Origin of the sequence: Shewanella sp. SW32, assembly GCF_025653365.1 — a bacterium.
In the GTDB taxonomy this organism is placed as follows: Bacteria; Pseudomonadota; Gammaproteobacteria; order Enterobacterales; family Shewanellaceae; genus Shewanella; species Shewanella oncorhynchi.
Genome location: NZ_JAKKSJ010000078.1, coordinates 1 through 3,655, shown reverse-complemented (window position 1 = coordinate 3,655; position 3,655 = coordinate 1). Strand labels below are relative to the sequence as shown.

Annotated in this window: 4 protein-coding genes; 2 read left to right on the top strand and 2 right to left on the bottom strand. The window is 44.9% G+C overall.

Going from position 1 to position 3,655, the window contains the following annotated elements; all coding sequences use genetic code 11:
- A partial coding sequence (locus L5M28_RS23765; RefSeq protein WP_263148938.1) for a helix-turn-helix domain-containing protein occupies window positions 1-147 on the bottom strand: 147 nt, incomplete at its 3' end.
- A gap of 183 nt (window positions 148-330) precedes the next feature.
- Between L5M28_RS23765 and L5M28_RS23760 the strand changes: the two genes are divergently transcribed.
- The gene (locus tag L5M28_RS23760; RefSeq protein WP_028759787.1) at window positions 331-621 is read left to right on the top strand and encodes a cytochrome c3 family protein; all 291 of its coding nucleotides are present in this window, start codon (window positions 331-333) and stop codon (window positions 619-621) included.
- 237 nt (window positions 622-858) lie between these two features.
- Here the strand turns inward: L5M28_RS23760 and L5M28_RS23755 are convergent, their stop codons facing one another.
- The gene (locus L5M28_RS23755) at window positions 859-2,868 is read right to left on the bottom strand and encodes an ATP-dependent DNA helicase (protein WP_263204523.1); all 2,010 of its coding nucleotides are present in this window, start codon (window positions 2,866-2,868) and stop codon (window positions 859-861) included.
- Window positions 2,869-3,482: 614 nt separating this feature from the next.
- Here L5M28_RS23755 and L5M28_RS23750 point away from each other — a divergent pair.
- Window positions 3,483-3,655, top strand: a 173-nt coding sequence (locus tag L5M28_RS23750; protein ID WP_263148818.1) for a transposase, incomplete at its 3' end; no start/stop codon positions are given.

Genomic DNA, 3,655 nt, shown 5'->3' with positions numbered 1-3,655 from the left:
TGATTGCCCTTGGCATCGTTTAACTTCCCTATAGACACTAGAGCGATGACAATCAATGCATTTAGCTATGTGTGCTATCGAAAAGCCCTGTTCTAACAGCACGGAAATCTGGTATCGTCTTGCTTCGGTCAACTGTTGATAATTCATGGTGATACTCTTTTACTTTGGCGAGATAAAGCGTACCACTTTTCAGCAGTTGGCTTCTTCTACACCTCGATTAGAGTGTCGCAGTTATTATCTGAATTCTGGAAGTTACATATTTCATAGCTAGATATGTGATTTACTCGCTTCAGAATGATGATTTAACCAACAATAAAAAAGGAAAATAACATGCTTAAAAAGATGATGCTAATGTGCGCACTGTGCTTTTCAACGAATTTAATGGCGGTATCACTTGCCGACAGTCATTCTGAAAGATCTGACTGTGAATCCTGCCATAAAGATAAAAAACCTTCAGCGGATTATGTTTTTGAAAATCAGCAATGTGTATCATGCCATGGAGAAATGAAAACACTTGCAGGCGAAGCTCATACTAAACATGATGGCGTTTTAACATGCACCAATTGCCACATCGCTCATCAAGAGAAAGCACCAGCAGATGCTTGCAAAGAATGCCATTAATTCACTAAAAATCTAAAACCAAAGGCCGAAGAATTATTTATTTTGAATGGAACCATTAGGCAGGATGCCACTTGACCCAACCTCCAAGGGTGTTTGCCATCTATTGCTCACAGGTGGCAATTTTTACCTCCGTTTTTATATCCTCACAATATGTGTAACGGCTCAATACTTAGCTCAGAATTCCATATCCGGCAAATAAGACAAATTTAAGTATGCTAGGTAAACCATAAACGAATTTCAGGGGATTGTTCTCAAGAATGCCAATGCCTTTTCTAGGTCACGGGTGCGTGCCATCGGCGGCAGCGAGTTTAAAAAGGCTTGGCCATAGTAGCGATTCACGATGCGATTATCGCAAAGGATCAGCACACCGCGATCTTTTTCATCGCGAATAAGACGGCCAACACCTTGTTTCAGCGCAATAATCGCCTGCGGTAACGACACTTCAGTAAAAGGGTCAAGTCCCTGACGACTCACATTGTCGGCTCGGGCGCGATACAGGGGCTCATCGGGCGACACAAAAGGTAATTTGTCGATAATCACGCAGCTTAACAATTTGCCGCGCACATCCACCCCTTCCCAAAAACTACTGGTGCCGAGCAATACCGCATTGCCGAGTTGGCGAAACTTAGTCAGCAGACTCTGTTTACCCGCTTGGCCTTGTACCAGCAGCGGATACTGAGTGCGAGTTCGCAGTGCCAGCGCCGCTTGTTCGAGCATTTTATGGCTGGTAAATAAAATAAAAGTCCGTCCCTGCGCCGCATCTATCGCTTGCACGCACACATCCACCAACTGCTTTAACGCTTGCTGTTGATTGGTCACGCTCCCAAGTTGTCTCGGCACACAAAATACCGCTTGGCGGGGATAATCGAAGGGACTGTCGAGAATGCTTTGCTGCGCATCAACGATACCCATTTCTCGGGTAAAATGAACAAGACTGCGATTAACCTGCAAAGTTGCCGAGGTAAATATCCAGCTGGTTTCTGGCACAAATAACTGTTGGCACTCACGGGCAATATTGATTGGTGAAATTCGCAGCACCACAAAGCGACTACCAAATTCGATGCTGTAGGCCGCCAAATTATTATCACAGTTAAAAAACACACTGAGCTTATTATTCAGCTCAGCCAACTTAATGGCGATATCATCTAACAATTCACTACGCCCAATATGGGCCATTAATAAATTCTGCAGCGCGGTTAATTCCGCTAATAAATCCCATGACGCCGCCGCGAGCGCTTTATTGCCCAGCACTAAACGCCAATCGGATTCACCGCAGGAATATAACTGATTATGCCAATCACTTAATTTAGCGAGGCAACGCTGGCAAAATTGGGCGAGTTGCCCAGTATCACTGAGTTCAGTCTGATAAATAGCGAGTAGCTTTTGAATGAAATCATCGATAGTACGACTCGAACATTGCTGGCCAAAATAGTTAACGCAAATATCGGGTAATAAATGCGCTTCATCGAAAATCACCACATCAGGATCGGGTAATAACTCGGCAAAGCCCGTATCTTTCAGTACGCTATCGGCGAAAAATAAATGGTGGTTAACCACAATGATTTTGGCATCCAGGGCACGGCTGCGCGCCTTGCGAGTAAAGCAGACATCGTAAAAGTCGCAGCGCTTGCCAATACAGCTTTCCTTAGTGCTGACCACAAGTGGCAGCGCCGAGGAATTCTCAGGCACTGAGGTTAAGCCGCCAATATCACCATCTTTGCAGGTGCTCGCCCACTGATTGATTTTCAACAAATCATCCAACAAACGCGCATCGATATGTGTCGCCTCACTCATTTGCTTATCGAGGCGCCACTGGCACAGATAATTATTGCGGCCCTTTAGTAGAGCCAGTTTAGGCTCAATCCCCAACATGGCGACCAGCGCGGGTAAGTCTTTAAAAAACAACTGCTCTTGCAAGTTTTTACTGCCCGTACTGACGATGACTTGCTTACCGCTCAATATAGCGGGGATCAAATACGCAAAGGTTTTACCTACCCCCGTACCCGCCTCAATCACCACATTGCCCTTCGCCGCTATCGCCTCACTCACTTCCTGTGCCATCTGCATCTGGCTTGTTCGCGCACTAAATCCTTGAATATGTTTAGACAATACTCCATCGGGCAAAAATGCGCGTAGCACTTCGGACGCGAGTCGACTCACCGCAGCGGCGCCTTTTAAGGCAGAAGGCTTAGCGGCGGTTTCTTTAGAGGAAACATGCTTTGATGTCGGTTGGCGGGAGCGAGTCAAAGGGAGAATCAATCCTTTATCAAGGTGTTAGGAACGTCAGTGAAAACAGTACTGCAAGTCCACACAATAAATTGCTGAGCGAGTGCATTGTGATGACTTTAATTAACCACAAGCACTGGTTAGTGACGCAAGCCGCGGCCGTAAACAATAGCGTTAAGCTTAACAGCTCGAAGCATTATGCTGATTTGAGATAAGACTACAAGTTAGCCGCGTAATTAACGCCAATTTAAACGTCGGTATTTGCTAGCATCCGCCAAAGCATGTGCGCTAGCTGTAACGGTTCGCAAACTTCTGTCGATTTCAGCCTGCCACTAACCATTTGAAATAAATAAGCTACCTCAGCAAAGCAAAACTCTATACCATTATATACGCTCGATAACAGGATGTTTCAGTGCCCAAGCATCAATACTAAGACGCAGGTAATCAGGATGAATGATGTCAAACGTTAGTCTTATCAATTTAAAAACAAGTGACACCACAACGCTACAACGTCTGCTCCAACTTTATTATTTTGATTCAACATCTTGGAGTAAAGAAGATTGTAGTGGCACACTAATTTTGGCCACCTAAATAGAGGTGATATTATTACCTCGTAGATGACTTTAGGTGAACACATGAGATCGACAACCAGAAAAACATTTAGTGCTGAATTCAAACTTGAAGCAGCCCAATTAGTCCTCGATAAAAACCATAGCATCATCGAAGCTGCAAAGGCGATGAACGTAGGTAAGTCCACTATGGATAAATGGGTGAGACAGTTAAAACTAGAACGCCAGGGTGGCACACC